Genomic DNA, 26,741 nt, shown 5'->3' on the forward strand with positions numbered 1-26,741 from the left:
AGGGACGGCGCGATGTGGGGAGTGATTCCGGCGGCGGGCCTGGGCAGCAGGATCCAGCCGCTCGCGTTCTCGAAGGAGCTGCTCCCGGTGGGGACGCGCAGGGACGGCGACGTGGAGCGGCCGCGCGCGGTCAGCGAGTACCTCATCGACCGGATGGTGCTCGCCGGCGCGACCCGGCTCTGCATGGTGATCTCGCCGGGCAAGTCGGATATCGTCGAGTACTACGGCGCGAGCGTCGGCCCGGCGCACATCTGTTATGTGGTGCAGCCGGCCGCCGCCGGGCTCTGCGACGCCATCTTCCGGTCGCTCCCCTGGATCCGGCCGGAGGAGGACGTGCTCGTGGGGCTCCCCGACACGGTGTGGTTCCCGGAGCACGGGCTCTGCTCGCTCGGCGTCGGGGGGCTCTCGTTCCTGCTCTTTCCGGTCGAGCATCCGGAGCTCTTCGACGCGGTCGTCACCGACGAGGAGGGCCGGGTGCTCGAGATCCAGGTCAAGCAGCGCGACGCGCGCTCGCGGTGGGTCTGGGGCGCCTTCAGGCTCACGGGGGCGGTGATGCGAGCGCTCCACGACCTCTGGCGCGAGCGCGGGCGGGAGGATCCGTACATCGGGACGCTGGTGAACGAGTACCTCGCCCGCGGCGGCAGCGCGCGCGCCGTGCGGGCCGGAGAGGCCTATGTCGACGTGGGGACGCTGCACGGCTACCACGAGGCCATCCAGCTCCTCAGCCGCGCCGCCGCGTGAAGGGAGGAGCCATGGAGAGGTGCGTCGAGGGCGCGGCGACGTGGACGCGGGAGCAGATCCAGGAGCGCGTGCGCGGGCTCGGGCCGTGGTTCCACAACCTCGATCTCCGCGGGGTGAAGACGGCGCCCGACCATTTCCTCGGGGATTACCCCGCGTTCAAATGGAGGGGCTTCGCCGACGCCGTCCCGGCGGATCTCACGGGCAAGACGGTCCTCGACATCGGCTGCAACGCCGGCTTCTACTCGCTCGAGATGAAGCGGCGCGGGGCGGCGCGCGTCCTCGGGATCGACAGCGACGAGGACTACCTGGCGCAGGCGCGCTTCGCCGCGGAGGTCTCCGGGGCGGACATCGAGTTCCGGAACCTCTCCGTGTACGACGTCGGCGGCCTCGGAGAGCGCTTCGATCTCGTGCTCTTCCTGGGCGTCCTGTACCACCTCCGCCACCCGCTCCTGGCGCTCGATCTGCTCCACGAGCACGTGGTCGGACACACGCTGATCTTCCAGAGCATGCAGCGCGGCAGCGCGGAGGTGGCGCCGCTGGAGGAAGACTTCCCCTTCTCCGAGGAGGAGATCTTCGACGAGGCCGGTTATCCCAGGCTCCATTTCGTGGAGCACAGCTATGCGCACGACCCGACCAACTGGTGGGTGCCCAACCGGGCTTGCGCGGAGGCGATGCTGCGGAGCGCCGGCTTCGAGATCGTGAGCCACCCCGAGCCCGAGGTCTACCTCTGCCGCCGGCGCGAGAGGGCCGCCGGTCGCCCGCCTGGCGCCGTCTATCCGGCGAGGCGAGCCTTCGTGAAGGGAGAGCAGGCGTGATCGAGGCGGTGATGCTCTGGAACGAGCCCAACAACAGGTCGCACTGGGATTTCGAGATCGATCCCGAGTGGACGACCTATGGAACCATGGTGAAGCTCGCCGCGGACGCGATCCGGAGCGAGCGCCACTGGCTGCTGCGGGTGCTGGGCGGCATCTCGCCGATCGATCCGGGGTTCATCGCCAACATGGGGCGGCAGGGCGTGCTCGAGCACGTCGATGTGGTCGCGGTGCATGGCTTCCCGCTCGACTGGAATCACTGGCAGATCCACGAGTGGCCCGCCAAGCTCGAGGAGATCCGCCTGGTGACCGACAGGCCGCTCTGGATCACCGAGATCGGCGTCTCCACGTTCGGCGCCGAGGAGGTGCAGGAGTTCGGTCTCCGGCGGAGCGCCGAGCTGCTCCGCGGCAAGGTCGAGCGGATCCACTGGTACAGCCTCTATGATCTGCCGCGCGCGTGGCCGGCGACGACCCGGCACCGGGAGGCCGAGGGCTCGTCGTATTACCGGCATTTCTACATGGGCCTGCTCCGCGAGGACGGGACGCCCAAGCGCGCGCTCCGGCTCTTCCCGGAGTACACCCCTGAATTCGGTCTGTGCCAGTGGTTCCACTTCGACGACCACCGGCTCGACGACGCGGTGGCGTGGCTGAAGGATCTCGGGGTGCGCCACCTCCGCACAGGCCTCAGCTGGGCCGACAGCTTCCGCCCCGGCGCGGAGGCCTGGTTCGACCGGCAAATGAAGGCGCTCGAGCCGTTCGAGGTGACCCTGACCTACTGCTTCACCCCCGAGCACGCCGGCGTCCGGCCCCACCACACGAGCCCTCCGCAGCAGATCGAGGAATTCGCCGACTTCTGCGCACGGATGACGCGGCGCTACGCATGAGATGACGCAATGCGTAGCGCGCGCAAGGAGCCGAGGGGCGGGTACGCGTCTGCTCGCCTATCCGCGCTTTACGCGCCGTCTGGCGCGCCGCGTCGCCGTTTGGTAGTGTGGAGATCGCTGCGTTTTGCGCCAGGACGACCTGGCCGCATGCGCTCCAGGTGGCTCATGTCCCACGTCGCGAGCACGCCGAAGCGAAAGAGAAGACCCGAGGAGCACCGCGGCAGCCCGGGGGGGCGACCCGAGCCGCGCACAGGGCTTCGCACCAGGCGCGCGGAGGTGCCGTCGTGAACCTCGCCGTGCTGCGCCGTCAGGGCCCCTCCGCCCAGGAGCTCGCGTGGCCGCCGTTCTCGTGGCTCTCGTCGGGCCGGGCGCCGCGCTGTCTCGTCGTGCTCGCCCATCCGGACGACGAGACCATCGGGCTCGGCGCGCGGATCGGCCGGCTCAGCCCGATCGAGGTGGTCCACGTGACCGACGGGGCGCCGCGCGACGAGCGCTTCGTGCCGGCGGGCCTCGCCGGCATCGGGCGCGAGCGCTACGCCGCGCTCCGGCGCGAGGAGGTGACCCGCGCGATGTCGGCCGGCAACGTGCCCGCGGGGCGGCTCAGGTGCCTCGGCGCGGTCGACCAGGAGGCGATCGAGGAGGCGCCGAGCCTCACCCGGCGGCTCGTCGAGCTGTTCGCCCGGACGCGGCCCGAGGTGGTGTTCACCCACCCCTACGAGGGCGGCCACCCCGATCACGACGCGGCGGCGCTCGCCGTCCACGCGGCGGCGGTGCTCGCCCTCTGGAACGGCGTCACCGCGCCGCTGATCTTCGAGGCGGCGTCGTACCACGCCGCGCGCGGCCGCCTCCTCACCGGCGAGTTCATCGCGCACCCCGGCGTCCCCGAGATCGCGCTCCGGCTCTCGGACATCGAGGCGTCGCGGAAGCGCGCCATGCTGGCCTGCTTCGCCAGCCAGCGGGAGGTGCTCGCCCCGTTCGGCGCGGAGGTCGAGCGCTTCCGGCCGGCGCCCGCGTACGATTTCCGCAGGCCCCCGCACGACGGCCCGCTCCACTACGAGCGCCTCGGCTTCCCGATCGACGGCGCGCGCTGGCGGCGGCTCGCGGCGAAGGCGCTCACGCTGCTCGGCCTCGAGCGCGAGCTGTGCCTCTGACGGTCCTGCTCGTCGGTTATCCGCTCGCGCCCGTGGGTCCGGACGCCGTCGGCGGCGCCGAGCAGGTCCTCTCGATGCTCGACGAGGCGCTCTCGCGCGGCGGCCACCGGTCGATCGTGGTCGCCCCGGAGGGCTCCGCCTGCGCGGGGACGCTGGTGGCCACGCCGGCGCCCCCGCCGGGCGCGGTCCTCGACGAGGCGGCCAGGGAGCGGGCCTTTGGCCATCACCGGAGCGCCGTCGCCCGGGCCCTCGACAGGTATCCGATCGACCTCGTCCACCTGCACGGCGTCGATTTCGATCGCTATCTGCCCGAGCCGGGCGTGCCGGTGCTCGCGACCCTCCATCTCCCGCCGAGCTTCTATTCGCCCGCGGTGTTCCGTCTCGAGCGGCCGAGGACGTTCCTCCACTGCGTGTCCGCGACGCAGCGGCGCGCCTGTCCGCCGGAGGCGCGGCTCCTGCCCGACATCCCGAACGGCGTCCGGCTGGAGCGCTACCGGCCGAGGCGGTACAAGCGCGGCTTCGCCCTCGCGCTGGGCCGTATCTGCCCGGAGAAGGGCTATCACGTCGCCGTGGAGGCCTCGGTCCGCGCCGGCGTGCCGCTGCTCATCGCCGGCCAGGCGTTCGGGTACGAGGCGCACACGCGGTATCTCCAGGAGGTCCTGCTGCCGATGCTGCGCGGGCCCGGGCCTGTGCGGCGCTTCATCGGCCCGGTGGGCCTCGCACGGAAGCGCCGCCTGCTCGGGGCGGCGCGGTGCCTGCTCGTCCCCAGCCTTGTGCAGGAGACCAGCTCGCTCGTGGCCCTGGAGGCGCTGGCCTCGGGAACGCCCGTGATCGCGCTGCGCGGCGCCGGCGCGCTGCCGGAGATCGTCGAGCACGGCCGGACGGGGTTCCTGGTGGACGGCGCTGCGGAGATGGCCGGCGCGATGGCGAGGGTCGACAGCCTCGACCCGGCGGCGTGCCGCCGCGCGGCCGAGGAGCGCTTCTCGGCGGCGACGACGGCGGCGGCGTATCTCGAGACGTACCGCCGGATCCTGCGGGAAGGGTGAAGCGCCGGGTCGCCGTGCCGGAGGATGGAGGACGACGCTCTCCGCCTGCGGCCGCGCCGCGGGCATCACAAAGACCTCTCAGCGAGCGTTGCAGGCGAAGACGTGCTCGATGGCGTCCACGCACATCTGCTCCGCGACCTCCCGGGTGACCCGAGCCAGCACCCGGAACCGCGTGAGCTCGGTCAGGGTCTGGTAGACGTTGACCTCGGCGATCACCTCTCCGTCGCCCGCGGCCTCGGCGCTGTAGAAGAGGCGGATCAGGTTGTTCGCCTTGGCCGGCACGCCCCGGAGCAGGAGGTGAAACTCGATGCTGGGGGTCTTCTCACCGACGTCATGCTCGATCCGATAAGCGTGCCCTGACGAGGCGAGCTCACCGCCGATGGCATCAAACGTGGGAACGAAGATGTCGGCCAGGATCCGCCGGAATTCGTCAATGAAAACCTGGCGCCGATCCGGCGGGGTGGAGCCGTTCGTGCTCCGGGCCAGGCGATCGCCGTATTTCTTTTGAATGATCCCCAGGCGGATGCGGGTAGTTTCATCGATGGCCACGTGGGTGTCCCTCGGCGGTCAGAACAGGGCGGGATCTCGGGGCGCTCTCGCGGGCGGCTCTCGCGGACGTCACTTGAGAATCAGGACCTTGGTCTGGCTCGGGACGATGGTCGTCGAGTTCGTGTTGATCTGGTTCCCGAGGCCGTTGGCGGAGAGCACCACCGCCGGTTTCCCCTGCCACAACGTGTTGCGAGAGAACCGGAGACGCCTCGCGGGGCCCATGTTGCGGCCGGAGATCACGCCGCCGAGAAGCCCAGGGTTGTCGCCGGAGGTGAGCGGAATGGTGGTCGCCAGGGTATGGGCGGGAGCGGGCCCGATGCGCACTTTGTACGCCGGGGACGTCCCCATGGGCTTCGCCGCGAAGTTTGGAAATGGGACGGGGATGGTCGTCGGAAGACGGCAGACGTCCGGGATGCCGAAGTCCATTCCGCCGCGCGATGTGATTGCAAACATGTCCGGTCACCCTACCTGGATCTGATCGGCGTCGATCTTCACGACGTGGCACGCGGTGATCTTGGCGTTCTCGCTGTGGATGACGAGGTTGCCCTTGGCCGCATAGTCGATGCGCTCGGCGCGCACATGGTCAGCCTCTTCCACGATGCGGTAGGAGCGCTTCACCCGCTGCGACAGCCGTTCGAGCGCCGAGTCGAGGCTCCGGCCGATCAGCTTGGCCCGGTCGACCTCCCCGCGGGCCATCTTGCTGAGGAACGTGAACAGCTCCAGCGCGACGTGCCCCTCCTTGGCCTCGACACGGAAGGTCGACGCGGCCATCGAGAGGTCCTTGCCGGCTGCCACGTGTACACCGTCGGGCGCCGCGATGCCCAGCGAGCCGCGCCGCAGACGAATCTGGAGATCTCCTTCGGAGACGAGGTGCGAGGGCGCGCCTTCCTCCCGCTCGAGAATCGCTAGGATGTAATGCGCGCCGTTCACGGCGGTGAGGAGCACCAGGTCTCCGGCGGCGGGCTCCAGCAGGCAGCTCGTCGCGCGCTTCGCGCGGACCTCGCCGCTCTCGGTCTCGACGATGTACGCGGAACCATCGACGCGGAGCACGGCGCCGTGATCGCCGTGGGCTTCCCGCTGGGTTTGTCTCGCTCTTGCTGCGCTCTGCATGGTTTCCTCATGAGTGAGGGGTGCGTTGACTGCCGGCAGGCCTCCCAAGGACGTTGGCCTGCCAGTCTTCTGCTTCCTTGAGCTCCTGGTCGTCGCCGTGCGCCAGCGCCTTGCTCGGCGGCCAGATCGCGTCCTTGTCCGTCACGCGGTGCAGCCGCGCGCGCGACAGCGTCGCATCGGAGAAGTCGGCGAACGACACGTCGGCGTGGGAGAAGTCCGCGTGGCTCAGGTCGGCCCGGCAGAAGCGGGCGCCCGGGCAGCTCGCCCGGTGCCAGACGCTCATCTCGAGCCGCGCGCCTGAGAGGTTCGTGGCGCCCGCGCGCGCGTCGACGAAGAGCGCCTGGCTCAGGTCGGCCTGGGTGAGGCTCGCGTTCATCAGGGTCGCTTCGACGAAGTCGGCCAGCCGGGCGACGGCGCCGTCCAGCCGGGCTCCGGTCAAGTTGGCGCCCTTGAAGCCGCATTGCGTCAGCGTGGCCCCTGAAAAGTCGCAACCTCGCAGGTCGGCGCCGGTAAATTGCGTTCTGCTGAGGTCCATCCGCCGGAAGTCCTTGGGCCCCATCCGCACCTCGATCAGGATCGCTTCCACGAGGGTAGTCCCCGTGAGAACGGCCTGGGACAGGTCCTGACGGAACAAGACAGCCCTGGTCAGGTTGGCCTGAGAGAAGTCCGTGCCCTCGAGCGTGACGCCGAACAGGGTGCCGTCGGTCAGGTCGGCCCGGACCAATCGGGCGTTCTTGAGCTGGGCATGGTCGATGGTGGCCGACGAGAGGTCGGCTCCGGTCAGATCGGCCGATTCGAGATCCACGGCCGAGACGCTCGCTCCAACCAGCGAGGCGCCGGCGAGCACGGCCCCCGCGAGCGTACAGTCCATGGCCGTTCCAAGGTGAAAATCCAGCCCCTTCAGGTTGGCTCCCGCGAGGTCACAGCGGTGAAAGATCGCCTCGCGCGCCTTGACGCCGGTGAGGTCGGCGCTGGTGAAGCGGACATCTTCGAAGATCCCGCCGGAGAGGTCGAGCCCCGACAGGTCGACGCCCGACAGGTCCAGCTCCGAAACGATCTCTTCTTGTTCGATCAGCTTGCACAGCGCTTCCCTGTCCATGCTCCCTCTAGAACACCAATCATGTTGAAACCCGGAGGATTTCACAGGGAGGCGGGGAGGAAGAAAAAAAGAATCTCTCCTTCTCGCCGTCTCTCGCTCCCCGCCTCCTCGCCTCCCTGTGAAATTCCTGCTTTTTCTCGGGGTTTCAACCCGTTTGTCGCTCTAGGCCGGTATTACCCTGAGTCGCTTGAGGTTGGCGCCGGCAAAGCTCGTGTCGTCATCTCCAACCACTCGATCGGCGCATGCGCTGAACAGGCTGGCTTTCTCGAAGCTGGCCCCCTGGACGCACGCGCTGTTCAGGATGCTCTGCCTCAGGTCGGCGGCGTGGAGCGACGCCCTGGTGAGGTTGGCGCGGGTCAGCATGGCTTCGGCGAGGTTCGCGCGATCGAGGCACGCCTCCGTCAGGTCGGCCTCGTTGAGCAGCGCGCCGCGCAGGTCGGCGTCGGAGAGGTCGCTGCCGGCGAGGCTCGTCCCCATCAGGTTCGCGCCGGCGAGCGTCGCGCCGGAGAAATCTGCGCCGGCGAAGGACGAGCCCATCACGCTCGTGAGGTCCTTTGCCATCACCTTTCGGAAGATGGCGCGGTCGCCCTGGGCGGCGATGAAGGTGGCGGAGGTCAGGTCGACGCCGGTGAAATCGACCTCGGTCACATTCACCTCGTTGAAGGTGCACCCCGAGAGCCGCGCACCCACGAGGCGCGCTCCCGTGAGGTCCACCTGCTGGAACATCGCCTCTTCCGCGACGACGTTCTCCAGGTTGGTGTCGCAGAAATTGGCCTCGGAGAGGTCGGCGCGCGAGAGATTGGCGCCGGACAGATCCGCTCCCCAGAGGTCCGCCTTGACGAGCACGGCCTCGCCGAAATCGACGCCTCCCGTGGCCTTCACGTCCCGCAGGCACGCCGAACCAAAATTGACTCCGTTGAGCCTGGCCCCCGAGAGATCCGCGGCCTCCAGGTTGGCTCGCGCCAGGACGGCTCCCGTGAGCTTCGCCTTCCGCAGGATGCTCCCGGTGAGAAAGGCCGACTCGAGCATGGCGCCCTCGAGGTCGATCCCCTCGAGGTCGAGGTGAGAGAGGTCGGCGCCCGTGAGGTCGCACCCCGCGAAGCTCCGCCCCTCCTTGTGCCCGGCCTCCACGTCGCGGCGAAGTCGCAGGGACTCTTCGCTGTCGAGCGGCGCGGCGGCCGCCAGGAGGTGCGCGAGCCGCGGCCCGTCTTCGCCCAGCTCGGCGAAAGACGAAGCCCTGTCGTCCGGATCTTCCGCAGACGCGAAGCCCTCGTCGTCCGCAGCTTCACCGCCCCAGGCATCGTCTTCGGGCAGGGCGTGGGCCGCCTCGGGCGCCTCGTCGGGGAGGTTGAATGGGTCGTCGAGGTCCTCGTCAGCGGCGGCCTGGGTCTCGTCCTCGAAGGCTTGCCAATCCAGCGACGACACCAGCTCTTCGGTCTTCTCCGGCGTGAAGCCCTCGCTCGTCAGCGACCGCCGCACGCGCTCGCGGACCTCCGACATCCTGATCTCGCTCGGGCGCTCGGCGTCGTTCTGACGCGCCTTCGAAAGCAACGCACCGACGTCGACCCCGTGCGCCGCCAGCCCGCTGCCGAGCTTGCCCTCGACCAGGCGGACCACGGCCTCCTCGGATTCTTCCGGGTCATCGAGGGACGCGAGGTCGTCGGAGGGCTCTTCCTGGGCGAGGTGCGCCTCTGGATCGATGCCATGGTCTCGCAGCTGCTTCTTGCCCCATTCCGTGAGCGCTTCCTGCGCGCGAAGCGCTTCGGCCTCCTCGGGGTCGTCTTCCAGGGCGGGCGTCGTCGCCGAGGCTGCAAACGCGAGCGCCTCCGTGTCCGCCTCGTGGTTCACCCCTGTGTCCACCTGGGACCACGCGGAGCTCTCCTCTTCCTCCGTCTCCGTGCCCTCCGGGAAGTCCGTGGCCGGCTCCGCCTCGTCCTCGTCGGCCGCGGCTCCAGCCGCGCGCTCGACGGATCGAGCCGGAGTGCCTCCCAGAAACCCCTCCCGCCTGAGCTTCGACGCGAGCCCGGAGAGCGTGTCATCGGGCAGCGGCGGCGCCTCCGGATCCTCGGGCTCGGGCATGAGCGTGTCGTCCTGGTCATCCGGGAGATCGTTGCTCAGAGGGCCAAGCCGGGGGATCAGGTAATCGTGGTAATAGGCGACGGGCCTGGGAGCCCCCATGGCTTCGCAGGCGACCAGCACCGCCACCACGTCGTCCGCGTCGTCCTCGGAGATCTCGATGCCGCCGCGGAAGAGGACGACCCCTCGCTCGCGGTGCGGGAACAGACGCACCGTGTCGAGCTTCATCGCGGGCTCGTGGATCTCCACACCGTCGCTCGTCTTGAGGACGACGAAGCATCGACTTGCAACGCCGGGGAGGGCGCCTTCGATCCGGGGCTTGTCGGGGTGCATGTTCTCGACAACGAAGGTCTCGTCGCCCCGGAAAACACCGTCGATCTGCTGGTCGTCCGGGGCCATGTTGAACAGCGTCGGGTCCAGATCCCGCGCAAGACCAGGGAAGCACTCGTCGCGCCACGCCGCGTCGTAGGTGCCGATCTTGGAGAACCGCTGGGGCCACGTCAGGTCGTAGCCGTCGAGGCCGGCGGGCATCGGGCAGTCGCCGCGCGCGTGGATGAGGTGCCTGGGCGACTCGATGTTGGGGAGCGCCGCGCTCTTGTCGCCGTGGCCTTTGCCCAGCGGGTTCCTGGCGAAATCCTTCCCGCCAAAGGCGTTTCGCCAGGTGACGGGCATCTCGGTGAAGGGCGCCGGGTCCGACATGCCGAGCAGCCCCCACGTCCGGTCGCCGATGACGTAGAGGCTCTTGTTGATGGGTCCGAGCTGGACGCGGACCGAGCTCGCGGGGCGAGCGACGCGCCCCGGCGGATAGCAGCGGCCCGTGACGAGGAGCTCGCCCCGGGTCTTGGGGTTGAACTCGTCGAGGAGGCCGTCCTCGCCGAGCTCCTCCATGGCCATCTTCCAGATCGTGGGCTCATAGAGCAGCCGGGCCGGCCGGTCGTAGGAGAAGCCGACGAAGGTGGTGACCACGAGGTGCGGGGTGCGCTGGTGCATGAAGACCCTCGGCACCACCCCGAGGCGCATGGGCTTGACGATTTTCATCCGGCGGACTCCAGGGTGGCGGGCTCGATGGGGCGTTCGACTCGGCGCTCAGCGCGAGGCTGTGCCACAAGCGGCAGGTGAATTACTGAATGAGGTGCAGCTGCCCTTTGTGGAAGCCGAGCTGGTATTGAATGCGACACAGCTCGGCCCTGTACTGGAGACCCTTCGCCTGGATCTCCGCCCGTGTCACCTTCTTTATCTCGTTAGGCGCATATTTGTATGCCAGGCCGTTGATCCTCTCGGTCTTGGTTCCCTTGATGATCTCGATGCGCGACCCAATTGTGGTCTTGTAGAGCCCGGTGATGGTGCTTTCGGCGGGGCCATTGACAGTGCTCTGTTTCGGCCCGTGAAGCGTGAATTTGACTGGACCAAAGACCTCGGCGATGTTACCGCCCCTGACCGTTTTCCTGCTTCCCCCCGCGTGAACGGTGGTCGTTCGCCCTGCGTAAAAGTTGCTGGTGGCGTGACCGCGGATGTCCGCGCGTCGCGTGCCGTTGATGTCGACCTCGCTGGTGCCCCAGACCGTTGTTTGGCTCGACTTGTAGATCGTCGTCTCTCGCCCGTCGAAGAAAGTGCTCTTGTCGCGCTTCTGGATATTGGTGTTGCGCTTTCCAAGGACGAGCAAGCTGCTGTTGCCCTTGATGGTGGCGTCGCGATCGCCCTTGAGCCAGAACGTGTCGTCGCCCCCGATCCTCGTGGTACGATCCTTCGTGATGGTGGTCTTCCGGTTGCCGTGGAGGATCGTCTTTTCATTGCCGAGGATGGTCGTGTGGCGATAGCCCAAGATCACGTTCTGCGCGTATCCGGCGATGAAGGTTCCGGCGTATCCCCCGGTGATGCTCAGGCGGAACCCGCCCACGATGTTCTCGGAGATGCCCACGGTGATCGCCGTTCGGTTGCCACCCACGATGTTCTCGGAGCTGCCTCCGATCCACGTATAAGCGTGCCCTTGCGACTTGACCTCGTACGACGCGCCGCCGTTGGGCGCCCCCATCCGGAGGTAGGTGTTGTCATACGGCGTCGACAGCGTGACCCGCTCCTGCCCGGCCTGGTCTTCGAGCTCGAGCCGGTTCCGCCCGCCCGTCTGGATCACGTTCCGCGTGTTGTTCCCCGACGTGACCGGGCTCGGCGTGAGCGCGTTGGGCGCGACGCCGACGATGGCCGGCCGGTCGGGATCGCCCCCCTCGAAGGCGCACATGACCTCGACGCCGGCGCGCAGCGGGAAGTGGAAGCCCTCGATGCCGCCGCCGTGGGGCTGGAGCATCCGGACCCAGGTCGACGCCTTCCCCCCGCTCAGGTCGCTCTCGTCGAAGAGGAACTTGATCCGGTAGCGGCCATGGCTGTCGATCTGCGCGTACTCGCTGACCGCCGCGCCCTCGACGACCGCGATCTCGGTGCCGTAGATGCGCGGCCACGCGGTGACCTGCGGCGCGCGGAACTGCGTCGTCACGGGGATGGCCCTGGCCTCCATGCGGTAGTTCTCGGTCCACGTCGCGAAGTCGCGGAGCTCGGGCATGTCCGGGGCCTGGTTGGACCAGTGCTCGACCTCGATGGTCAGGTACTTCGTGTTGAACGCGGCCCGCGGGTGGTCCTCGATCTCGAAGGTGAACCCGGGGACCACCGTCGCCGCCTTGCCCATCGCCTGGAAGACGACGCCGGTCGCGGAGAGGCTCTCGGCCTTGATCCGCGCCAGCCGCGCCCCGTCGCCCGACGAGAAGAACCGCGCGCCGTACAGGCTGACCTCGCCGAAGCCGCTCGGGCTGACCGACGCCTGCCCGGTGACCGGTACGGCCGGCGTGGCGTAGTTGTAGTCCTTGAGGCGGACCGTGCCGGGCATGGCGTCATGCCGGCAGGTGAAGGCGTGGAACGTGTCCTTCGCGGTGTTGGCGCCGCCTGGCTGCGGGTAATAACGAATGGGCTTGCCGCCATGGGGCTGATGGGCCGACTTGTCATCGACAAGCACCAGCGTCTCGCCGCCCTCCCCGTGCTCGAAGTGATAATAGATGCCTTCGCGCTCCATCCACCGGGCGACGAAGGCATAGTCGGTCTCGCGGTACTGGCAGACGTGCTCTTCGGCGGTGTAGGAGCCCTGGAGCTGGAGCGCGCAGTCCGTGACGCCGCCCTTCTGAAGGACGGCTTGAAGGATCGCCGGGATGGCCTGCGCGGTGAAGACACGGCTGTGAAAGGACATGGCGAGCAAGGCGAGGCGCGGGACCATGGTGGCCCGGAAGACGGACCGGCCGGCGAACTCGTTGATGAGCTCGATGCTGCCGAGGACGCCGCTCCGAAGGAAGGGCTCGCCGCCGTCGCTCCGCTCCAGGGAGATGCTCACCGGCTGCCCCACGGCCGCCGCCATATCGAAGCTCTGGCCGACGTCGTTCGTCATCACCAGGTAGAGCTCGAAGCGATAGGGCCTCGAGATGCCCTCGGTGCCGTGAAAAGCTACGAGCTTGGTGGAAGAGGGCAGGGCGCTGGATTGGACGACGAAATTGTCAGGCATGGCGAGCCTCGCGGGTGGGAAACAGCGGCAGGCGCAGACGCGCTGGAGAGCCTAGACGGAATTTGTGTCAATTGTGTGGCGGGCCACATGCTTGTTGTTGTCTATCGATGACGATGACGTGACGGATTCGTCGCAGGCGATGTCGTCCGGTTGGCGACGTCCCGCTCGCGCCCATCGTCACGCGGCAGCGGTCCGCGCCGGCTCGCCTCTTTGCCTCCAGCAGCGCAGGGCCGCCGTCCTCTCGGCGCGCTACATCCGGATCAGCGGTCGCCCTGCGAGGGCCGTCAGGAAGAGCGCCAGCGCGACGGCGCCGTAGCCGATGCCGAACGCGATCACCCATCCCACGGCCCGCCGCGTGCGCGGCCCCGATCCCGGCGCCCGCGCCGACAGCCAGTAGCCGACCAGCGGGACGGCTTGCAGCGCGTGCATCCCGAAAAAGTGGGCGATGCGCAGGTCGCCTCCGCGCGTGCTCCAGTTGACGGCGGGGAGCCCGGGCCCGCCGTCGGCGACGCCGACGCTGTGCGCGTTGTGCGCCGACATGAAGCCGCCTTCCGCGCAGGCCAGCAGGAACAGGACGAGACCCAGCCGGATGCCCCAGAGATACGGGGCCGGCAGCGGAGGTCGCGTCGCCCAGAACCTGGTCGCGAGGTACGCCGCGAGCGCCGTGTTCACGAGGATGGCGATGCCCATGAGCGCGAACACCGCGCCGTCGAACAGCGTCGATTGATTGAAGTGCGACGCCACGCCCCGTGCCGCCTGCGCGGTGATCGCGATCATCTCGAAGCTCACCATCGCCACCGTGCCCCAGACGACGGCCCGGCGGCCTCTCGGCGGGAGCGTGACATCACCGACGAGCCAGTTGATCGTCAGGAGGTAGATGGCGATCGAGGCGGCGAACTTCGCCGGCTTGATCCACGGGTTCACCCCCATCACGAGGCGCGCGTCGAGCGGGGCGGCGGCGAGCAGCACGACGAGCAGCGCGGCGTGGGCGGCCGCCGCCATGAACAGGACGGGGCTTCGCCGGAGGAGCTCCTCGATCGAGCGAGGGAGCGAGAACGAGGGGCTCAGCGAGCGGGCGCTCATGTCAGGCCTCCCCGGCGGGGCGCGGCGCCGCGATCGTGACGACGGCGCGGCGCGATCGATCGGCGATCGCGCGGACGGCGAGGTAGAGCGAGAACCCCAGCGGTCCGAGCATCAGCGTCAGATAGAGCACCGGGGCCATGAGCCACGGCGAGAGATCGCGATCGCGGCTGTCGAGGTACACCCACCGGCCCACGAAGAGATCGAAGGCGAGGAAGTGAACCCAGCCGATCGTGGCGCCCGCGGGCGAGCCGAGCAGCGGGGCGACCGCCGCGAGGCTCGGCTGGTTGACGATCGGGAACACCTCGCGGATGACCGGGAGGACGAGCGCCGCGTAGAGCAGCGCGGGCGCGACGACCACGAGCGGCGACTCCATGATCCGCCGCGTCCATCGAGCGCGGGGCAGAAAAATCATCAGGAACCAGAACGGCATCACGAGCAAGCCGCTCAGTCCAAAGACCCTATCCATCCTACCCTCCACCGGTTGCTGATTGTAACGATGAAACTATTCGTAACAGTGTTAACTTTGCGGGAAAAAAAGAGAGCGATCAGGGGCTCAGGCCCCGGACCATCATCCTCATGGCGATCTCCAGGGTCCGGTCGACGTCGTCGGCCGTGAAGCGGCCGCGGTCGGCCAGGCCGAGGGCGGTGATCCCGTGGACAAGGGCCCAGACCACCTGGCTGTGGCGCTCCACGTCGCCGCGCTGCATGGCGCCGGCGTCCATCGCGGACGCGACCGCGTTTTGCAGCACGTCGAACGAACCGATCATCGGCTGTTGCCGCGCTTTCCGCTGGTCGAAGACGAAATCGAAGCGCTGCATGAACATCAGCCGGTAGTGCACCGGGTTGTCGATGCCAAAGCGAACGTACGCGGCGCCGAGCGCCACGAGCCGCTCGATCGGGTCCGCCGTGCTCTCGGCGGCCGCGACGAGCGCCCGCTGGAACTCGGTGAAGCCGTCGTGGACGATGGCGAACAGGAGATCGTCCTTGTCCTCGTAATAGCGGTAGATCGTCGTCGCCGAGTAGCCGATGCGCTCGGCCACCTGGCGCATCGAGAACGCCTCGTAGCCCTGCTCCAGAAACAGCTCGCCCGCCGCCGCCAGGATCGCGCCGCGCAGGTTCTCCTTCTGCTGCTCGCGGCGCTGCTGGCTCGAGGCCTGCAGGCGCTCCGCCTGGGTCGTGCCGCTGGTCTTCGTGGTCTTCGGGCGCGAGCTCGCCATGTCCGTGTCGCCTGGCCTCCGGGCGGCGCGGCCGCCGCCCCCATCGTCGTGCGTAACGGTGTTACTTTTTATAACAACGGCATCCTATGCAGTCAAGGATCTCTTCATCGAGCGCGCTCCGCGAGCGTGCCTGGATGCGAAGGGCTCGGGCTGGAGCTCGATGCGTTGTGGGGGGAAGTCGAGCAGCTCGGCGCCGACGAGGGCGAAGCGCCGGAGGAAGACCAGGAGAGCTTGCCGCGGTAGCCTGCCGGCGGCGCCTCGCGGCGCCGCCCGTCGTCAGTTCATCGTCAGTTCACGGTGGGCACGAATTCCACACACGCCTCTTCGATCGCCGCGAGGGCGCTCGTGAGGCCGTCCTCGAGGTGCCCTTCGCAGAGATCCCAGAAGAACCCACGGCCGTCGGCGGCGAACAGGTCCACGAGCCTCTGCATGTCCCGGGCCGCTTCCGCGTCCCCATAAGCGCCCTCGCACTGCCGCCTCCCGCCGATGCCGAGGAACACCACGTTCTTCGCGTCGCCCTTCGCGGCGATCAGCCGATCGTGGATCTGCTGCGGCGTCTGGCGCGGGGCGGGCTGCTCGTCCTCGTCGGTGATCGCCACCACCACGAGCAGCGCGTCGTTGCGGAGGAACCCCGCGTTCTCGGCGGTCGAGAACGGCGGCTCCAGCGCGGCGGCGATCGAGGACACGGGCTGCTCGTCGTCATTGGTTTCGGTGCACTCGATGTCGTCCACATAGAGATCTGCAGCGCACTGAAACTCGCCCGTGAGGTCGGTGCTCGTGCTCTCCATCCACGCCTTGCCGCTCTGGAACGAGCACTCACCCGCGGCGCCGCGCGTGTGGAAGGTGGCGGGGAGGGGGCAGGCGTCCATCACGGCCGCGCGGAAGTCGAGGATGCCATCGATATCGAGCAACGCCTGCGCGAACGCCGGAAACACGACGTCGCGCATCGACGCCTTCTCCTCATCCATGCTCGAGGAGTTGTCGAGCGCGAACACGACATCGACGTGCTCGCACCCCGAGGAGGCCGCGCCGTTGCCGCCTCCCCCGGTGGTCCCGCTGCCGGACCCGATCCCGGAGCCGACCCCCTCGCCGAAGGAACCCCCCTGGCCGCTGGAACCACTCCCCTGCCCGCTGCCCGAGCCCGAGCCGTCCGACGAACCGCTGGTACCACTCGTTCCCGAGTCCCCGCCGCAGCCCACGAGACCCACCGTCGCCGCGCAGAGCGCCGCGCACCATGCCCTGAGATCCATGCCGCTCTCCTTCGCTCTAAGTTAAGGGCGCAGTGCCCCTGCCGTTCGCCGCACGGCCCTGTGCGACAATCGGGCGTCAGAGAGCTGACGGTATCATGGGCGCCGCACCGACTCTACGGTCGGCTCGGCTCAGCCGTTCGCCGCACGGGGCAACGGTGCGTCATCGTCCGACACCGGGAGCCCAGGTGCGCGATGGCCCAGCCCGAGCGCGCTCCGGAAACCCTCGAGCGTGCGGCGCAGTCCCGTGCGCAACGGCACCTTCGGCTCGAAGCCGAGCACCCGCCGCGCGCGGTCGATCACCGGCTGCCGCTGCCTCGGATCGTCCTCGGGCAGCGGACGGAACACCACCCGACCCCGGCTCCCGGTCAGGTGGAGCACCTCCTCGGCGAGCTCAAGCACCGTGAACTCCTCGGGATTGCCCAGGTTCACCGGACCCGTCTCGGCCGGGTGCTCCATCAGCCGGACGATGCCCTCGATGAGGTCCTCCACGTAGCAGAAGCTCCGTGTCTGGGAGCCATCGCCGTACACTGTGAGGTCCTCGCCCCGGAGCGCCTGCACGATGAAGTTCGACACCACCCGACCGTCATCGAGCGCCATGCGCGGACCGTACGTGTTGAAGATCCGCGCCAGGCGTACTTCGACCCCGCGACGGCGGTGGAAGTCCATCATCAGCGACTCGGCGCAGCGCTTCCCCTCGTCATAACAGGAGCGGATCCCGATCGGGTTCACAGCGCCCCGGTAGCCCTCCGGCTGCGGGTGGACCTCGGGATCGCCGTAGACCTCGCTGGTCGACGCCTGGAAGACGCGCGCCCCGCAGCCCTCGGCGAGCTCCAGCGCGTGGAGCGCGCCGAGCACGTTGACCATCGTGGTCCGGACCGGATCGCGCTGGTAGTGCGGCGGGCTCGCCGGCGAGGCGAGGTTGTAGATGCGGTCGACCTCCCGCTCGTACGGCTGCATGACGTCGTGCTCCACCAGCCGGAAGCGCCGGTGAGAGAGGAGATGGGCGACGTTGTCCCGGGAGCCCGTCGAGAGATCGTCGAGCGCGACGACCTCGTGGCCCTCCCGGATCAGCCGATCGCACAGGTGGGAGCCGACGAATCCGGCGCCCCCGGTCACCAGGATGCGGAGCGCTGCGCTCATGTCTCTCTGACCTCCTCTCCAGGTCGACTCCCCACGTCGACGTCATCGTCCCCGGTCCCCCGGGCGCTCCGGCGCTCCGGCGCGTCCTGCTCGTCGAGCAGCTCCCGGGTGTATCTCTCCAGCGCCTCGGCGCGGTGCGCCGCGGTGTGTCGGGCGAGCACGCGCTCGCGCGCCCGCTGGCCGATCGCGATCCGCTCCCGCTCGGGGAGCTCGCGGATCAGGTGGAGCACCTCCTCCGGGGAGCGGGCGACCAGGATCTCCTTGCCCGGCTCGAACAGCTCGTCGAGGCCCGGCCAGTCGTCGCTGATCACCGGCACGCCGCAGGCCGCGGCCTCGAAGAGGCGCACGCTCGGCGAGTACCCCGCCTCGATCATGTCCCGGCGGGTGACGTTGAGCGTGAAGCGTTGCGCGCCGTAAAAGCCGCGGTGCGCGCCCGGCGGGACGTGATCCGTGCGCTCGACGTTGGTGGGCCAGCCGATGTCCGCCGGGTACTGCGGGCCGGCGACAACGAAGCGGCCTCGCCCCCAGCGGCGCGCCGGCGCGACCAGGAGCCGGTCCAGCGTGGGCTGGCGATCGGCGCTGTACGTGCCGAGGTAGCCGAGATCCCACCGGGGCGGCGCGCGCTCGGGGAAATACTCGTCCGGATCCACCGCGCAGTAGAGCGGCCGTGCCCGCTTCGCCCCGTGGCGGCGCTCGAGCCGCTCGAGCGTCGGGCCGCCGGTGAACGAGAGGTACAGGTCGTACCGCGGGATGAGCGCCGGAGACAGGTACCCGGCGCCGCCCCGCTCGATCTGCTTGAGCGTCACCGGCGTGTCGATGTCGTAGAACGCGGTCTTCCCGCGCGCGGTCTCCGTCACCCAGGCGCCGACCTCGGCGCCGTCGGGCACGTAGGACCCGACGACCACCAGGTCCGCGTCGCGCACCGCGCCCCCGAAGCGCGCGCGGAGATCGTCGAGCCCCCGGTAGAGCTCGGTCCGGCCGTAGGGCGGGCTCGGGAGATCGCGGTTCTCGGCGTAGAACGAGAGGTCCCGCTCCAGGAACAGCACGCTGTGCCCCCGCTGGGCCAGCCGCTTGAGCAGCCCGCGGTACGTCGTCGCGTGGCCGTTGCCCCATGACGAGGTGATCGACAGGCCCAGGAAGACGAAGGAGATGGGCTTCACGGCGGCGCGATCGCGGTGAGGGTTGCGCCGTCGGGGCGGGCCAGCAGGGCCTCGACCTGCCTCGCGCGCTCGGCGTAGGTGTGCCCCGCCAGCACGCGCTGCTTCGCCGCCCTGCCGATGGCGCGGGCGCGCTCCGGCGTGAGCGCCCGGAGGGCCTCCGCGACGTCGTCGCCGCTCCTCGCGACAAGCACCTCGCGCCCGGGCTCGAGGAAGAGCTCGATCCCCTCCCACGCGTCCGTGACGAGGCACGCGGCCGCGCCCGCGGCCTCGAAGACCCGGGTCGCCGGGGAGAAGCCGACCGACGCCATGCTGTCGCGGGCCACGTTCAGCACCGCGCGGGCGCTGGCGTTGAAGGCGTTGTGGTCCGCCGTGTAGACGTGCCCGACGTAGCGGACGTTCGGGGGCATCGCCTTGTCCTGCCAGCCGCTGCCGCCAAGGAGGAACCGGAGCCCGGGGAGCGCGGCCGCGGGCCGCAGGAAGAACTCCTCCACGCGCCGCTCCCGGTCCGGCAGGCGGTTGGCGAGCAGCGCAAAATCGCAATGAAATCGAGGGTCTGGCGCGACCTCGAAGTGGGTCTCGGGGTCGAGCGCGTTGTAGATCGGCGCGCAGCGCCGCGCGCCGAGCGCCTCGTAGCCGCGCACCACCGGGTCGCCGCCGCCGTAGGTGAAGACCAGGTTGAAGCGCGGGATCTGCGCGCGGAAGGGATCCGACGGCGCGGCGCGGACCCGCTCCAGCGTGGCCGGGGCGTCGACGTCCCAGAAGACCGTCGTGAGGCCCGGCCGATCGAGCGCGGCGACCTCGGCCTCGAGCAGCTCGTCGAAGACGCCGACGCCGCTGGCCTTGACGACCACGTCGGCGCTCCGGGCCTGCTCGACGAGCCGCCTGGGCTCCGCGGGGTCTGTGCCGGAGTAGACGACGACGCGGGCCCACGGCGGGTCCTCGATGTCGCGGTGCTTCTGCCGATCGTAGGCGTCCGGCTCGTGAAAGGTGATGCGGTGCCCTCGCGCCGCGAGGGCGCGGAGGATGCCGCGGTAGTAGGTGGCGGCTCCGTTCCAGTAGGCGGAGACGAGGCTCGATCCGAAGAAGGCGATGTCGAGCGATCGGCTCGCGGCCGGGCGTGGGTTGCGTCGGTTCATGACGTGGCTCGCTGGGGTGTGGCGGCGGGCGCGGGGCGGTCGACCTCGACGCCGAGCTCGGCGGCGATGTCGAGGAGCTCGTCGACCCGGTGGGCGCACGTGTGGCGCGCGAGGATCGTCGCGCGCCCCCGCTCCGCCAGCTCGGCGGCCAGGGCGGGCTCGGCGAGCAGGGCCGCGAGGCGCCGCTTCATCTCGTCGCCGTCCCGGGCGACGAGGTAGTCGCGGCCGGGAGAGAACAGCCCCTCCGCGTCGCTCCACGGCGAGCAGACGAGCGGGATGGCGCAGGCCATGGCCTCGAACGGCCGGATGGTCGGGATGCCCGGGAGCGAGGCGACGTAGGGCCTCCTCGGGACGTGGACGGTCACCCTGGCCCGCGCGAACGCCTCGGGAGCGCGGTAGTTGGGGAGCCAGCCCCGATGCTCGATCCCGGCCGCGTCGAGCGCGGCGCGGGCGTGGTCGGGGTAACGCACCCCGTGCACGCGGGCGGAGAGGCCGAGATCGCGCGCCGGGCCGATCAGGAACGCGTCGAGCTCGCGGGTGCGCTCCTCGTCGCCCCAGTTGCCGATCCACACGAGATCGCGCTCGGGCTGGGCCACGCGGCGCGGGCGGAACACGCGGACGTCCGCGGCCTCGTGCCAGACGAAGGCCCGGCGGGCCCAGCGGCGCGCGAGGTAGAGGTCGCGGATCACCCGGCCGAAGGCGAGGACGCCGTCGTAGCGGCTGAGGTCGTAGCGCGCCATGGCCCCGGGATCCGTGACCGACCGGTGGTGCGTGTCGTGGAAGAGCAGCCGGTACGGCGCGCGCGCCGCGCGCGCTCGATGCGCGCCGATGCGGGCGACCAGCTCGGGCTCGCTCCACTCGTGGACGAGGACGAGCGAGGTGCCCTCGAGCGCCTCGTCCAGGTCGAGCGAGGCAAGGTCGTACCGGATCGGATCGACGCGCGGGTAGACCTCCCTCACCTCGCGCAGCGGCGCCTCGCCGTGATCGGCGACGAGGTTCCGGAGGCTCCACGCGTCCCTCGGCTCGAAGGCGCGGACGTCGTGCCCGCGCTCGGCGAGCTCGGTGACCACGCCGCGGAGGAAGTGCGCGTTCCCGTGGTTCCAGTCGGAGAGCAGGGAGTGGCAGAACAGGGCTATGCGCATGGCGCGCTCGCCTTCTTCACGGGGGGCGCGGCCGCGATCCCCGAGGTCCCGCGCGGCTCGAGCCGCTCGGCCGCCCCGCGCGCCGTCGAGCGCGCTTCGCTGGGCCCGCGACCGAGGAGCTCGCCGTAGAGGCGCTGGTAGCCCCGGGCCATCCGCCGCGGCGAGAAGCCGAGGGCGCGGGCGCGGGCGCGCGTGGCCATCTCGCGCCGCGCGCCGGGCGTGTCGATGAGCGCCCGGAGCGCGCGCCGGAGGGCCTCCGTGTCGCCGGGATCCACGTAGAGGGCCGCGTCCCCCCAGACCTCGCGCAGGCTGGGGATGTCGCCCAGGACGAGGGCGCACCCGGAGAGCGCCGCCTCCAGGACCGACAGGCCGAACGGCTCGTAGCGGGCCGGGTGAGCGTAGATCGACGCGCGGCCGAGCGCGGCGGCGACGGCGGACGGCGAGAGCACGCCGAGGTGCTCGAGCGAGGGGAGGGGTGTCGCGCCCGCGCCCGCACCTCCGTCCGGGCGGACGTCGCTCCCGGCCACCTGGATCGGCCAGGGCAGGTGAGGGGCCACCTCGCCGAGCGCCTCGATGTTCTTGGCCTGGTCCCAGAGCCGCCCGACCGCGAGGACGAGCTCCTCCTTGGGGCGCGGGGCGAACCGCGCGGGGTCGGCGGCGTTGGGGATCACCTCCGCCCGCGCGCCCCCGGGGAGCGGGCCGTGGTGGCGCAGGAGGGCGTCGAGCATCGCGCGGGTCGGGGCCACCACCGCCGGCGCGGCGGCGAGCCCCCGGGCCACCTCGCGCCGGTAGCGATCGTACCGCGGCGGCGCCTCCCCGCCGAGGACCGCGGCCCACCAGGAGAGGACGCACGAGTGGGCCACCACGAGCTTCGGGGCGCGGAAGGCGAGGGCGCCGTGCGCATAGCCGTTCAGGTGGATCAGCGCCGGGCGGACGCGCTCCTCGAGCTCGAGGAGCCAGTCCCCGGCGCGCGCGACGTCGTCCCAGGGGTCCTCCATCCACTCGAGCCGGAAGGAGCTCTCGAAGACGGCGAGCCCGGGCACGCGGCCCGCGGCCTCGCGCTGGGGCGCGGAGAGCGGCCCGCCCAGGGTGGCGAGCGACGTCCGGACCCCGCGCGCCGCGAGCGCGCGCGCGAGCTCGATCGCGTAGGAGAAGACGCCCCCCACCGTGTCGGCGGTCATCAGGACCGAGCCGGGGGCGCGCGCGGCGTCAGCCATGGCCGGGGGGCGCGATCTCCAGCGCGGAGAGCGGGAGAGGGCGGCTGTCCTGGAGGTCGCTGAAGCGCTCGAACCGATCGAGGTAGTGCGCGACCGAGCGCTCCCACGCCTCGTCGTCGGGGGTGCCCCAGCGCATCGTGTACTCGGGCGAGCCCGGGTAAGGGAACATCGGCACCGGCTCGTTCGCCCACACGCCGTGCTGCCGGAGCCGCTCCCGGAAGGCGGCGACGTCCGCGGGATCGTCGGTCGGCGACTGGATCAGGTTCGCCTGGACGAAGGGCACGCTCTTCTTGGCGTGGATCAGGAGATCGCCGAGCTGCTCGGTCGAGAGCCTGCAGCGCTTGGCCAGGAGGCTCCTGCCCTCCCGGGTGACGCTCTCCACCCCTGCCTCGATCGAGACGCACCCCGCTCTCCCGAGCAGGTCGAGCATCTCCCGGCTCCAGCTGTCGACGCGCATCTGGACGCCGAACGACACCGGGCGATCGACGAGCGCCTCGAGCAGCGGGCGATCCGGCAGGAAGATCTCGTCGATGAAATAGACGTAACGAACCCCCTGGGCGACGAGCCCGTCGAGCTCGTCGAGGAGCACCTCGAGGGGGCGCTTGCGGTAGCCCTCGCGGAAGTTGTCCTTCGCGCAGAAGGTGCAGTGGTAGGGGCACCCTCTCGACGCCTCGACCTCGGCGCCGGGGCCGATTGGCGTGGTGTCGAAGCGGTGGTGGTGGTGGGCGTGGCGCGCCACCGTGGCGTCGTCCCAGCGGAGGGCCGGCAGCCGGGCCATGTCCGACGCGCGCGGGCCGCCCTGCACGCGCGCCTCGTCGCCTTCCAGCCAGGCGATCGCGTCGATCTCGCCCCAGCGCGATCGCGGGCGATCGGCGAGCTCCACCAGCACGTCCTCGCACTCGCCCATCACCACGGCGTCGACCCCGAGCTTGCGCAGGGTGGCGCGGGGGGTGGTGGAGGCGTGGGGGCCCACCGCGAGCCGGAGCCCTGGCAGCCCGTGGAGCGCGTGGAGCGCCTGCTGCGGGACGCGGAGCTCGGGCGGGGCGCAACGCCAGAAGAGGTAGCTCGGCGCGGTGGTCACCACGATGGCGTCGGCGCGGAGCGCGGCCACCTCGTCGCGGAGGGCGCCGTCGGCGAGGCCCCGGGCCTGGGCGTCGACGAGGGTCGCCTCGTGCCCCGCGGCCTCGAGCAGCGCCCTGGCGTAGCCGTATTCGAGGGGCAGGTGAGGCTCGCGGCAGCCGAAATAGATGCTCCCCTCGAAGCTCCAGGCCGGGTTGACGAGCGCGAACCTCACCGGACGTCCCCCGCGCACGGCTCCTTCGCGGGTTGGCCGGCGCCGGCGGCGGCCTTCCCGGCGCCGGTCGCCTCCGTCATCTCCCGCAGCCAGCCGTGCAGCCTGCGCACGCCCTCGCGGACCCGGACGCGCGGCCACCACCCCGTGGCCGCGGAGAGCCGGCGGCAGTCGGACACGTAGTACCGCTGATCGCCCGGCCGCCACCCCTCGAAGCCGATCAGGGGGCGCTTGCCGTCGAGCTCCTCGATGAGGTCGAGCAGCTCGAGCAGGCTGAGGGTGTTCTCCGGGCCCCCGCCGACGTTGAACGCCGACGCCGAGATCTGCCGGATGTCCCTGCGGGCGAGGAGGAGCGCGTCGACGAGGTCGTCGATGAAGAGCACGTCCCGGACCTGCATCCCGTCGCCATAAAGGGTGATCGGCTCCCGCCGGAGCGCCTGGAGGAGGAAATGCGCGACCCACCCCTGATCCTCGGTCCCGAACTGGCGAGGACCGTAGATACAGCTCATCCGGAACACCGCCGCGGGGAGCCCGAAGGTGCGGGCATAATCGATGACGTACTGGTCCGCCGCGCCCTTGGAGCAGCCGTAGGGGCTGTGGAAATCGAGCGGGCGGGCCTCGGAGACGCCGGAGGCCCGGAGCTCCGGATCCGCGGGCTCGTAGCGCCGGCCGCTGCACGAGAGCGGGACGTCGGGGAGGCCGCCGTACACCTTGTTGGTGGACGTGAGCAGGAGCGGCGGCAGGGCGCTCTCGGCGCGGATCGCCTCGAGCACATTGAGCGTCCCGCGGGCGTTGATCTCGAAGTCTTCCACCGGCTGGACGAGGCTCGTCGTCACGGCCACCTGGGCGGCGAAGTGGAAGACGCTGGAGGCGCGCCGGACCGCCGCCGCGACCGCGCGGGCGTCCCTCACGTCGCCGGTGATCAGCGTGACGTGGTCGCCGTGGGTGCGCCTCAACCACTCGACGTTGCGCGCCACCGAGGGGCGGGAGAGGTTGTCGAAGAGGATCACCGCCTCTCCCGCCTGGAGCAGGCGGTGGGCCAGGTTGGCCCCGATGAAGCCGGCGCCGCCGGTGATCAGCGCCGGGCGCCCCGGCGCTGCGGTCGCGCCGCCCGGGCCATCCGCCGCGGCGCTCATACCGTCAGCCCCCTGGATTCCAGCTCGGCGCGGGCCTGGGCGACAGCGTCCTTCGCCACTTGCCCCTCGAGCCAGCCGGCGAGATCGCGGAGCCCCTCCTCGAGCGAGACCCGGGGCGCATACCCGATCTTCTGCTGCGCCGCGCCGATGTCGGCGAAGCAGTGCCGGACGTCGCCCAGCCGGGCTTTCCCGACGATCTCGGGCTCGATACCGCTCTTCCCCATCACCTCGCGGACGCGCTCGGCCACCTCGCGCACGGTGTACGACCGCCCGCTGCCGATGTTGAGCACCTGGCCCACCGCGGCGTCGGCGCCGAGGGCCCGGACGCAGGCGCGGGCGACGTCGGTGACGCTCACGAGATCGCGCCGCTGCAGCCCGTCCTCGAAGATCACGGGCGGACGGTCGTTGAGGAGCCGCGCGGCGAAGATGGCGAGGACGCCGGTGTACGGGTTGGAGAGGGCCTGACGGCGGCCGTAGACGTTGAAGAAGCGGAGGGCGACGGTCGGGATCTGGTACGCGCGCCCGATCATCAGGCAGAGCCGCTCCTGGTCGTACTTGGAGAGCGCATAGACCGACTCGAGCCCCGGGGGCTTGGACTCGGGCGTCGGGATGGGCACGAGCGCCTCGCCGGCCTCGCTCCGGACCTCCCAGTCGCCGCGCTTGAGCTGCTCGAGCGGCCGGCTCGCGCCGGGGACCACCGCGCCGGAGGCCGCCCGGTAGAGCCCCTCGCCGTACACGCTCATGCTGGAGGCGACGAGCAGCCTCGAGACCGGCTTCGCGGCGAGCTCCTCGAGGAGCACGGCGGTGCCGAGGTTGTTGATCGAGGTGTACTCCGCGATCTTGTACATGCTCTGTCCGACCCCGACCGCGGACGCGAAGTGGACGACCGCGTCCACGCCGCGGAGCGCCGATTTCACCGCGTCCCGGTCGCGGACATCACCGACGATGAGCTCGACCTCCGGGTCGAGGTACGCCGGGCGGCGGCGGTCGGGGCCGTGCACCTGAGGGACCAGGCTGTCGAGCGCCCGGACGCGGACCCCCTGGCGCAGGAGCTCGTCGGCCACATGAGAGCCGATGAACCCCGCTCCACCGGTGATGAGGACGTGACTCGTCATATCCCTCGTGTTCGAAACAGGGCATGATCGTTGCCCGGACGCCATCCGAGTATCATGCGACTCACGATCACGCAACACGGTTTGTGAGGTATTCAACAAGGGCCCGCTCCGTGCGATTTTCCGTGCTCCGCTGAGGAATGCTCGAGTCTGGCGAGCCCATAGGGGCTTTCCCGTCTGTCTACCGGGCCAGTCTGTACCGTTCGAGTGCGCGAGATCCGCTGGCGCCGGAGCGGTTAGGGTGAACCCGTAGCGATGCTTCTGATCGCTTGCGTGTCGCCAGCGGCATTGCGTTGAGCTCCGAGCGATTCCCAGGCATTCTGCCGGCGCGCGAGCGGCGCGAGCGGCGCCAGCGCGGGAGCGCGCGGGCGGCGCCAGCGCCGCGCGGCCCCGGCCGGGCACAGGCGCTGCAAGCTTGCCGCCGCCCGCAGGCCTCCCGTACGATCAAGAAGCAAGAAGGAGAGGAGCGATGATCGTCGTTACCAACCGCATTCCCGTCGCCGAGGGCCACGAGGCCGATTTCGAGGATCGCTTCAAGAACCGGGTCCACCTGGTCGATCAGGCGCCCGGCTTCATCCGGAACGAGGTCCACAGGCCGAAGCCGATGAAGCTGGACCACGCGACCGGCGCGTGGAGCCCGGACCCGGACGCGCAGGGGTTCTACGAGGTGAAGACCTGGTGGCGGTCCATGGACGATTTCATCGCCTGGACGAGGAGCCCCGCGTTCGCGGAGGCGCACCGGAACCGCGCGCCGAAGGAGATGTTCGCGGGCCCGAGCAAGCTCGATATCCACGAGGTGTTCCTCAGCACCGATCTGCCGGGGTAGGCTCGGAGCGCGCCGTCCTCGCCGG

General features: G+C 70.3%; 24 protein-coding genes. 6 read left to right on the forward strand and 18 right to left on the reverse strand.

Features of this window, described 5'->3' with window-relative positions:
* Nucleotides 1-12: 12 nt before the first annotated feature.
* From ACSRUE_RS14640 to ACSRUE_RS14660, 5 genes are all read left to right on the forward strand, one after another.
* Entirely contained in the window at nucleotides 13-741 is a 729-nt protein-coding gene (locus ACSRUE_RS14640) for a sugar phosphate nucleotidyltransferase (RefSeq protein ID WP_437764787.1), read from the forward strand.
* An 11-nt stretch (nucleotides 742-752) separates the two neighbouring features.
* Nucleotides 753-1,556, forward strand: a complete 804-nt coding sequence (locus ACSRUE_RS14645; protein ID WP_441291521.1) for a TIGR04290 family methyltransferase — start codon at nucleotides 753-755, stop codon at nucleotides 1,554-1,556.
* Nucleotides 1,553-2,437 carry a beta-xylosidase gene (locus tag ACSRUE_RS14650; protein ID WP_437764789.1) on the forward strand — a complete coding sequence of 295 codons (885 nt, stop codon included), beginning with the start codon at nucleotides 1,553-1,555 and terminating at the stop codon, nucleotides 2,435-2,437. Before ACSRUE_RS14645 ends, ACSRUE_RS14650 begins: the two co-directional genes overlap by 4 nt.
* 284 nt (nucleotides 2,438-2,721) lie before the next feature.
* Nucleotides 2,722-3,588, forward strand: coding sequence for a PIG-L deacetylase family protein (locus ACSRUE_RS14655; RefSeq protein ID WP_441291522.1), 867 nt, complete (start codon nucleotides 2,722-2,724; stop codon nucleotides 3,586-3,588).
* Nucleotides 3,579-4,634, forward strand: a complete 1,056-nt coding sequence (locus ACSRUE_RS14660) for a glycosyltransferase family 4 protein (protein ID WP_441291523.1) — start codon at nucleotides 3,579-3,581, stop codon at nucleotides 4,632-4,634. The genes ACSRUE_RS14655 and ACSRUE_RS14660 overlap by 10 nt, the downstream gene beginning before the upstream one ends.
* A gap of 78 nt (nucleotides 4,635-4,712) precedes the next feature.
* Here the strand turns inward: ACSRUE_RS14660 and ACSRUE_RS14665 are convergent, their stop codons facing one another.
* The 18 genes from ACSRUE_RS14665 to ACSRUE_RS14750 form a co-directional block, all read right to left on the reverse strand.
* Complete coding sequence (locus ACSRUE_RS14665; RefSeq protein ID WP_441291524.1) at nucleotides 4,713-5,183, reverse strand: hypothetical protein; 471 nt, start codon at nucleotides 5,181-5,183, stop codon at nucleotides 4,713-4,715.
* 69 nt (nucleotides 5,184-5,252) lie between these two features.
* On the reverse strand, nucleotides 5,253-5,636 hold the full coding sequence (locus ACSRUE_RS14670; protein ID WP_441291525.1) for a DUF4150 domain-containing protein: 384 nt from the start codon (nucleotides 5,634-5,636) through the stop codon (nucleotides 5,253-5,255).
* A gap of 6 nt (nucleotides 5,637-5,642) precedes the next feature.
* Nucleotides 5,643-6,293, reverse strand: a complete 651-nt coding sequence (locus tag ACSRUE_RS14675; protein WP_441291526.1) for a DUF3540 domain-containing protein — start codon at nucleotides 6,291-6,293, stop codon at nucleotides 5,643-5,645.
* 7 nt (nucleotides 6,294-6,300) lie between these two features.
* Entirely contained in the window at nucleotides 6,301-7,392 is a 1,092-nt protein-coding gene (locus ACSRUE_RS14680) for a pentapeptide repeat-containing protein (protein ID WP_441291527.1), read from the reverse strand.
* Between the two features lie 162 nt (nucleotides 7,393-7,554).
* Nucleotides 7,555-10,506 (reverse strand): DUF2169 family type VI secretion system accessory protein, encoded by a 2,952-nt coding sequence (locus ACSRUE_RS14685; RefSeq protein ID WP_441291528.1) that lies wholly within the window; start codon nucleotides 10,504-10,506, stop codon nucleotides 7,555-7,557.
* A gap of 82 nt (nucleotides 10,507-10,588) precedes the next feature.
* The gene (locus tag ACSRUE_RS14690; protein WP_441291529.1) at nucleotides 10,589-13,006 is read right to left on the reverse strand and encodes a type VI secretion system Vgr family protein; all 2,418 of its coding nucleotides are present in this window, start codon (nucleotides 13,004-13,006) and stop codon (nucleotides 10,589-10,591) included.
* Nucleotides 13,007-13,255: 249 nt separating this feature from the next.
* Nucleotides 13,256-14,089 (reverse strand): hypothetical protein, encoded by an 834-nt coding sequence (locus ACSRUE_RS14695; RefSeq protein WP_441291530.1) that lies wholly within the window; start codon nucleotides 14,087-14,089, stop codon nucleotides 13,256-13,258.
* Nucleotide 14,090: 1 nt separating this feature from the next.
* Nucleotides 14,091-14,555 carry an ABA4-like family protein gene (locus tag ACSRUE_RS14700; protein ID WP_441291531.1) on the reverse strand — a complete coding sequence of 155 codons (465 nt, stop codon included), beginning with the start codon at nucleotides 14,553-14,555 and terminating at the stop codon, nucleotides 14,091-14,093.
* Nucleotides 14,556-14,634: 79 nt separating this feature from the next.
* On the reverse strand, nucleotides 14,635-15,306 hold the full coding sequence (locus ACSRUE_RS14705; RefSeq protein WP_441291532.1) for a TetR/AcrR family transcriptional regulator: 672 nt from the start codon (nucleotides 15,304-15,306) through the stop codon (nucleotides 14,635-14,637).
* Nucleotides 15,307-15,593: 287 nt separating this feature from the next.
* A complete protein-coding gene (locus tag ACSRUE_RS14710; protein WP_441291533.1) occupies nucleotides 15,594-16,556 on the reverse strand; it encodes a hypothetical protein in 963 nt (320 codons plus the stop codon).
* Between the two features lie 129 nt (nucleotides 16,557-16,685).
* The gene (locus ACSRUE_RS14715) at nucleotides 16,686-17,696 is read right to left on the reverse strand and encodes a UDP-glucuronic acid decarboxylase family protein (protein ID WP_441291534.1); all 1,011 of its coding nucleotides are present in this window, start codon (nucleotides 17,694-17,696) and stop codon (nucleotides 16,686-16,688) included.
* Nucleotides 17,693-18,856, reverse strand: a complete 1,164-nt coding sequence (locus tag ACSRUE_RS14720; protein WP_441291535.1) for a CgeB family protein — start codon at nucleotides 18,854-18,856, stop codon at nucleotides 17,693-17,695. Before ACSRUE_RS14720 ends, ACSRUE_RS14715 begins: the two co-directional genes overlap by 4 nt.
* Nucleotides 18,853-19,992, reverse strand: coding sequence for a CgeB family protein (locus ACSRUE_RS14725; RefSeq protein ID WP_441291536.1), 1,140 nt, complete (start codon nucleotides 19,990-19,992; stop codon nucleotides 18,853-18,855). Before ACSRUE_RS14725 ends, ACSRUE_RS14720 begins: the two co-directional genes overlap by 4 nt.
* Entirely contained in the window at nucleotides 19,989-21,134 is a 1,146-nt protein-coding gene (locus tag ACSRUE_RS14730; protein WP_441291537.1) for a CgeB family protein, read from the reverse strand. Before ACSRUE_RS14730 ends, ACSRUE_RS14725 begins: the two co-directional genes overlap by 4 nt.
* On the reverse strand, nucleotides 21,125-22,351 hold the full coding sequence (locus tag ACSRUE_RS14735) for a glycosyltransferase family 4 protein (protein WP_441291538.1): 1,227 nt from the start codon (nucleotides 22,349-22,351) through the stop codon (nucleotides 21,125-21,127). The genes ACSRUE_RS14730 and ACSRUE_RS14735 overlap by 10 nt, the downstream gene beginning before the upstream one ends.
* Nucleotides 22,344-23,645 (reverse strand): TIGR04295 family B12-binding domain-containing radical SAM protein, encoded by a 1,302-nt coding sequence (locus tag ACSRUE_RS14740; protein WP_441293090.1) that lies wholly within the window; start codon nucleotides 23,643-23,645, stop codon nucleotides 22,344-22,346. The genes ACSRUE_RS14735 and ACSRUE_RS14740 overlap by 8 nt, the downstream gene beginning before the upstream one ends.
* Nucleotides 23,642-24,778: an SDR family NAD(P)-dependent oxidoreductase gene (locus ACSRUE_RS14745; RefSeq protein ID WP_441291539.1), complete on the reverse strand. Its 1,137-nt coding sequence runs from the start codon at nucleotides 24,776-24,778 to the stop codon at nucleotides 23,642-23,644. Before ACSRUE_RS14745 ends, ACSRUE_RS14740 begins: the two co-directional genes overlap by 4 nt.
* Nucleotides 24,775-25,893 carry an NAD-dependent epimerase/dehydratase family protein gene (locus tag ACSRUE_RS14750; protein WP_441291540.1) on the reverse strand — a complete coding sequence of 373 codons (1,119 nt, stop codon included), beginning with the start codon at nucleotides 25,891-25,893 and terminating at the stop codon, nucleotides 24,775-24,777. The genes ACSRUE_RS14745 and ACSRUE_RS14750 overlap by 4 nt, the downstream gene beginning before the upstream one ends.
* A 466-nt stretch (nucleotides 25,894-26,359) precedes the next feature.
* Between ACSRUE_RS14750 and ACSRUE_RS14755 the strand changes: the two genes are divergently transcribed.
* Nucleotides 26,360-26,716, forward strand: a complete 357-nt coding sequence (locus ACSRUE_RS14755) for an antibiotic biosynthesis monooxygenase family protein (RefSeq protein WP_437710456.1) — start codon at nucleotides 26,360-26,362, stop codon at nucleotides 26,714-26,716.
* Nucleotides 26,717-26,741 lie beyond the last annotated feature (25 nt).

Source organism: Sorangium sp. KYC3313, assembly GCF_052075895.1.
GTDB classification, from domain to species: Bacteria; Myxococcota_A; Polyangia; order Polyangiales; family Polyangiaceae; genus Sorangium; species Sorangium cellulosum_B.